The 6698-nt window shown below is 72.1% G+C and carries 4 protein-coding genes; all 4 read left to right on the top strand.

Annotated features, from left to right (window positions below):
* A partial coding sequence (locus ON21_RS31040) for an SDR family NAD(P)-dependent oxidoreductase (RefSeq protein ID WP_039803942.1) occupies window positions 1-1784 on the top strand: 1784 nt, incomplete at its 5' end.
* Window positions 1781-3730 (top strand): beta-hydroxydecanoyl-ACP dehydratase, encoded by a 1950-nt coding sequence (locus ON21_RS31035; RefSeq protein WP_039803940.1) that lies wholly within the window; start codon window positions 1781-1783, stop codon window positions 3728-3730. The genes ON21_RS31040 and ON21_RS31035, both read left to right, overlap by 4 nt.
* Window positions 3730-5298, top strand: coding sequence for a PfaD family polyunsaturated fatty acid/polyketide biosynthesis protein (locus tag ON21_RS31030; protein WP_039803939.1), 1569 nt, complete (start codon window positions 3730-3732; stop codon window positions 5296-5298). The genes ON21_RS31035 and ON21_RS31030 overlap by 1 nt, the downstream gene beginning before the upstream one ends.
* Window positions 5295-6698: acetyl-CoA carboxylase, carboxyltransferase subunit beta (gene accD / locus ON21_RS31025; protein ID WP_039803937.1), on the top strand; the 1404-nt coding region annotated here is incomplete at its 3' end. The genes ON21_RS31030 and accD, both read left to right, overlap by 4 nt.

Here is a 6698-nt window from a genome sequence, read left to right as displayed (position 1 = left end):
AGCTGTTCGATCCGGCCCGTGACACCCTCGAGGTCGGCGTCGACGCGGCGCGGCAGCGAAGGACTCCGGTGCCGAGCGGACATGCGCCCGCGCGCACCGTCCTTCCGGTGCGCACGGGCACGGAGCAGGATCCCACCGTGCTCACCGCGCAGGACGTCCTGCTGGTCACCGGCGGCGCGCGTGGCGTCACGGCGACCTGCGTGCTGGCGCTGGCCGCTCGGAGCGAGGCGCGTTTCGTGCTGCTCGGGCGCTCCGCGCCGGCCGCCGAACCCGAGTGGGCGGCAGGGGTTCCCGACGCCGATCTCAAGGCCGCGGCGGTGGGTGCGCTGGCCGGTTCCGGCGCCAAGCCGCGCGATATCGAGCGTGCCGTGTCCGGAATCCGCGCCACCCGCGAGATCAGGGAGACGCTCACCGCTCTCGGCTCCCGCGCCGAGTACCTCGCGGTCGACGCCACCGACGAGCAGGCGGTCGCCGCCGCGCTCGCGCCGTGGCGGGACGCGATCACCGGCGTCGTGCACGGAGCGGGAGTGCTGGCCGACTCCATGATCACGGACAAGACCGCCGAATCGGTCGCGCGGGTGCTCGACCCCAAGATCGCCGGACTCGCCTCGGTGCTGCACGCGGTCGGCGAACTGCGCCACCTGGTGCTGTTCACCTCCGTGGCCGGGCTGTTCGGCAATGCCGGACAGGCCGACTACGCGGCGGCGAACGAAGCGCTCTCCCGATTCGCGGTGAGCTGGCGGGCACATCGGCCGAATTGCCACGTCACCGCGATCGACTGGGGCGCGTGGGACGGCGGCATGGTGACCCCCGCCTTGCGGGAACGCTTCCGGACGCGCGGAGTCGAATTGCTCGACCCGCAGGTGGGTGCGGCGGCGTTCACCGAGCAGTTCACCGAGGCGCGCTCGGAGGACACGGTCGTGCTCATCGGACCGGCGAAGTCGCTGTCGGACCCGACGGCGGTGGCCGCGACGGTGCGGGCCCAGCGGACGATCACCGGGATCACCGCGGACCCGATCATCGCGGCGCACCGCATCGGCGAGCACATCGTGCTGCCCGCCACCTTCGGGCTCGGCGCGATGATCAACTTCGCCGAACGCGGCCTGCCCGGCCGCACGGTGGTCGGCGTCGAGGACTTCCAAGTGCTCAAGGGGATCGTCTTCGATCGACCGCTGGAGGAATTGGAACTGGAGATCGTGCCGGAAGCGGGCGCCGCCTCGGTGCGCGCGACGGTGCGCGGCGAGAACGCCGTCCACTTCCGCGCGACCCTCGTGCTCGCCGAAGCGACGGATCGGCCGCCGCACAAGCCGGTGCCGGACGGTTCGGTCGGTGAGGCGACCATCTACCGCGACGCCGTCCAGTTCCACGCGCCCGCGTTGCAGGGATTGCGCCGGGTCCGGGCGGCCTCGGACGACGCGATCGTCTTCGACTGCGAACTGCCCGCCGCCACCGTGGCCGACGGTGCCTACGCCGGGCGGCTGCACGATCCGGTCCTGGCCGATCTGATCCTGCAGGGACCACCGGTGCTGGGCCACCGGCTGCTCGGCAGCGCCTGTCTGCCGCTCGGCGCGGGGCGGATCGACTACTTCCGGCCTCTGCCCGCGGGCGAGCCGTTCCTGCTCACCGTGGACAACCCGCGCGCCGGTCGTCTGGACGCTCGGATCGATGCCACCGCCACCACGGCGGACGGCACTGTACTGCAACGTTTCTCGGACGTCACGGTGGTGACGACACCCGATCTGACGGAGAAGTTCCAGACCTCGGTGAGGCGGTGGATGGCATGACAACCCTGGAGTTCGACGGCATTCCGTTCGATTCGGTGACGGCGTCCGCGCAGAGGCCGGAGAGCGCAGACGGAGCGCCGACGGCTCATGTCGACGGAGTCGCCGCGCGGGCGGCCGGTCCGCTCGCCGAAATCCGCTCCGGCGTCGTCGCCGCGCACCGGGCCGCGTTGAGCGCGCAGCTGGCGATGCAGCGCGCGGTGTGGCAGCGAACGCTACTCCGTTCGGGTGTCACGGCCGAGGCTGCGGGTCACGAAGGCATCCGTGCCGAGGCGGCGAGTCCGGCGTCCGGTGTCCGGGGCGAACTCACCGCCGCCGAGTCGGCCTTCAAGCCGCTGGCCCGCACCGGCCGCACCCGCCTCGACCGCGCGGATCTGCTGCGGCTCGCCGAAGGCGACCTCGGCGGCGTCTTCGGACCCGCGTACCGGCGCTCCGGCAGCGTGGTCGCGGCCCGGTTGGCCGGGTCGACCCGGCTCGCGCTCACCGAGGTGACTCGCATCGAGTTGTACGGAGGCCACGGCGACGGCAGCGTCGAAGCGCGGTTCGACGGCGACCCGCGCGCGGCGGCGATACAGGCCGCGGAGGTGTTCGCGCTGTATCTCGGCATGCCGCTGGTGCTGTCGGGCAGCTCCCTGGTCGCCGACTGCGCGGGCACGGTCGCGGATGTCGCGTCCGGCGCCATCACCCTCACCGTGACCGCGCTCGACCTGGTGCCCCGGCCGCATGTCACCGGCACGGCGGCCGTGACGGGCGCGGAAGGGGCGCTCGACGTCACGGTCACCGTGGTGGAGCGCCCGGGCAGCGGGGTCGGCCCCGGCCAGGTCTCGGAGAGCCTGCTGCTCAACGAGTTCCACATGGCGCACCTCGCCCGAGGCGATCAAGGGATCGCCATGGGTCCGGAGTTCGCGGAATACACCGGCGTGCGGGCGACCCGGTTGCCGACCGGCGGTCTGCTGCTGGTCGACCGGGTGCTCGATTTCGACGGCAGGCGCGGGAACCTGGACGGCGCGTCCTACACCACCGAATACGACTCACCCGCCGACTCCTGGTACTACGGCGACACCGCCAACGACTCCATGCCGCATTTCGTCTACATGGAGACCTCGTTGCAGGCGGCGCTGCTGATGGGCTACTACGCGGGCCCCACGCTCACCCAGCCCGGCATCACCCTCAGCCTGCGCAACCTGGGCGGCACCGCCACCGTGCTGCGGCAGATCGACCTGCGGGACAAGACGATCCGCCAGTCCTCCCGGCTGCTGTCCACCACCATCCTGCCCGGCTCGTCGCTGCAGACCTTCGACTACACGCTCAGCGTCAACGGCGAACCGTTCTACACCGGCGAGACCATGTTCGGCTACTTCAGCGACGAGGCCTTGGCCAACCAGACCGGACTCGACGCGGGCCGCCCCGCGCCCACCTGGCTCGCGGAGAACCCGGGGGCGCGGGTGCGCGCCATCGACGTCGCCGCTCGCCGCGCCGACCCGGCCGCCCGCCTCTGCGCCCGGCGCACCCTGGCGCTGATCGATCGGGTCGAGGTGGTCGACGGCGGTGGCCGGTACGACGTCGGGTATCTGCACTCGCTGCGCGAGATCGACCCGTCCGACTGGTACTTCGCCCGGCACTTCCACCTCGACCCGGTGATCCCGGGCTCGCTGGGTGTGGAATCGGTGATCCACGCGATCCAGGAGTGGATGATCGACGCCGGATTCGCCGACACGATCGGCGATCCGGTCTTCCGCATCCCCGCCGGCCGGACGTTCAGCTGGCGCTACCGCGGGCAGTTCCTGCCCACCGACGGCACCGTCGAACTCGAAGTGCACATCAAGGAGATCCAGCGCGGCCCGCACGGCGTCACCGTCGTCGCCGACGGTTCGCTGTGGAAGCCGGGGCTGCGCATCTACGAGCTGACCGACCTCGCGGTCGAACTCGTCGAGCGGGAGGAACGCTGATGACCACGTCTCCGGCCGGTGTCCTCGCGGACACCGCCGACGGAATCACCGCCGTCCTGTCCGACCTGACGCGTCCGTGCTGGATCGTGCGCCACGGCGGACAGGTGGGCGCGACCTCCGACGAGCGCACCGCCGCGCACGCCGAGGTTCTCGCTGCGGTGGCCCCGCTGCCGCCCGAGCAACTGGGCGATCGGCGGTTCGCCGCCGCTCACGGTGTGCGGGCGGCCTACGCGGCGGGTGCGATGGCGAACGGAATCGCCTCGCCCGCCTTGGTTTCGGCGATGGCGCGGGCGGGATATCTCGCCTCCTACGGCGCGGCGGGCGTGCCGCCCGCCGCGGTGGACGCGGCACTGGCCGAGCTGAGCCGCACGCTGGTCGGGAAACCGTTCGCGTGCAACCTGATCCACAGTCCGTCCGAACCCGCCCTGGAGCGCGCCATCGTCGACGCCTGCCTGCGGCACCGGGTTCGCTGTGTGGAGGCGTCGGCGTTCATGGACCTCACCGGCGAGGTCGTGCGCTACCGGGCGGCGGGGCTGGCCCTCGACCGGCACGGACGCGTGCAGGTGCGCCATCGCCTGATCGCGAAGGTCTCCCGCGTGGAGGTCGCCGAGCCGTTCCTGCGTCCGGCCCCGGCGCGGCTGCTGCGCGCGCTGGTCGAAGCCGGCGACCTGACGCCGGAGCAGGCCCGGCTCGCCGAACAGGTGCCGATGGCCGACGACATCACGGCCGAAGCCGACTCCGGCGGTCACACCGACCGCAGGCCGCTGCTGGTGCTGCTGCCCGAGCTCATCGCGGCACGGGATCGACTGGCCCGCACGGTGCCCGCCGCCGCGGCCGTCCGCGTCGGCGCGGCGGGCGGTATCGGCACCCCCGCCGCCGCGGCCGCCGCCTTCGCGCTGGGCGCCGCCTACGTGGTGACCGGTTCGGTGAATCAGGCCACCGTGGAAGCAGCCCAGTGCGACACCACCAAACAGCTGCTCACCCAGGCGGATTTCGCCGACTGCGCCATGGCGCCGTCCTCGGACATGTTCGAGCTCGGCGTCCAGGTGCAGGTGCTGCGCAGGGGCACCATGTTCGCCACCCGCGCCCAGCGCCTCTACGACACCTACCGCGCCTACGACGGCATCGACGCGATCCCGGCCGAGCTGCGCCGCGATCTCGAGGCCACGCTGTTCCAGCGGCCCCTGGACGCCGTATGGGCGGACTGCGTCACCTACTTCACCGAACGCGATCCGGCCCAGCTGGCCGGCGCGGACGCGGACCCGAAACGCAAAATGGCACTGGTGTTCCGGTGGTATCTGGGGTTGTCGTCGGGGTGGAGCATTCGCGGCGAGGCCGGCCGCGTCGCCGATTATCAGATCTGGTGCGGGCCCGCGATGGGCGGGTTCAACAACTGGGCCGCCGGAAGTTATCTGGCGGCATTGCGCAACCGGCACGTCGCCGACATCGCCGACCAGATGATGCTGGGCGCGGCCTACCTCACCCGGGTCGCCCAGCTGCGCACCGCGGGCGTGCGGCTACCCGCCGACTGCGCCCGATTCGTACCCCGACCGAGGGAGGAACGATGACCACGCTGGAAACCGGTCCGGACACCCGGACCTCCTGGATGGTGTGCCCGTCGTGCGCCGCCATGCTCTACGCCAAGCGCTACGAGCGCGCGGGCCGGGTCTGCCCGGATTGCGACGGGCACGGCATGCTGACCGCAGACCAGCGCATCGATGCGCTGCTCGACCCCGGATCGGCGCTGGACCTCGAGCCGTCCGACACCGCGATCGATCCGCTCGGCTTCACCGATTCCAGGCCCTACCCCGAGCGGCACGCCGAGGCGAGCCGGCGCACCGGGCTGCCCGACGCCATCCGGTGCGTGCGCGGCACGATCGGCGGCGCGCCGGTGGTGCTGGCGGTCATGGACTTCCGCTTCCTCGGCGGCAGTCTCGGCGGCGCGGTCGGTGAAGCGGTGACCGGCGCGGCGGAGACCGCGCTCGCGGCGCGGGTGCCGCTGGTGCTGGTCACCGCGTCGGGCGGCGCCCGCATGCAGGAGGGCATCCTCGCGCTGATGCAGATGGCCAAGACCAGCCAGGCGTTGCGCGAACTCGACGACGCGGGCGTGCTGACCATCTCGGTGATCACCGATCCCACCTACGGCGGCGTGGCGGCCTCCTACGCCACGTCCACCGACATCATCATCGCCGAACCCGGCGCGCGCCTCGGCTTCGCCGGGCCGCGGGTGATCCAGCAGACCATCGGCGAGACGCTGCCCGCGGGCTTCCAGACCGCGGAATTCCTGCTCGAACACGGTGTGGTGGACCTGATCTGCCACCGCTCGGCCCTGCGTGACCGGCTGGCCCGCCTGCTCGCGCTCGCCGCCGACAGCTCGCGCCCCATCGAGCCACCCGACGACGCGGATCCGGTCCGCAGCGACCCGACCCAGCTCGCCCCGCGCGACGCCTGGCAGAGCGTGCGGGCCGCGCGCGAACTCGCCAGACCGACCACGCTGGACTACCTGGCCGCGTCGTTCGACGAATTCGTCGAACTGCACGGCGACCGTCTGTCGGCCGACTGCCCGGCCATGATCACCGCGCTGGCCCGCCTCGACGGCGCTCCGGTCATGGTGATCGGCACCCAAAAAGGCCACACCGCAACCGAATTGGCGCAGCGCAATTACGGCATGCCGACCCCTGCCGGATACCGGAAGTCGGCCCGCGCGCTGCGGCTGGCCGCCAAGCTGGGTATTCCGGTGATCACCCTGGTCGACACCGCGGGCGCCTACCCCGGCGTGACCGCCGAGGAGCAGGGGCAGGCCGTCGCCATCGCGGAATCGCTGAAACTGCTGGCCGGACTGCCGGTTCCGGTGGTCACCGTGGTCACCGGCGAGGGTGGCAGCGGGGGAGCGCTGGCACTGGCGGTGGCCGATCGCGTGATCGTCTGCGAGAACGCCGTCTACTCGGTGATCAGCCCGGAAGGGTGC

Source organism: Nocardia araoensis NBRC 100135, assembly GCF_000308435.1.
In the GTDB taxonomy this organism is placed as follows: domain Bacteria; phylum Actinomycetota; class Actinomycetes; order Mycobacteriales; family Mycobacteriaceae; genus Nocardia; species Nocardia araoensis.
Note: the sequence above shows the minus strand (reverse complement) of the source record. Positions and strands in the feature narration are given on the sequence as shown.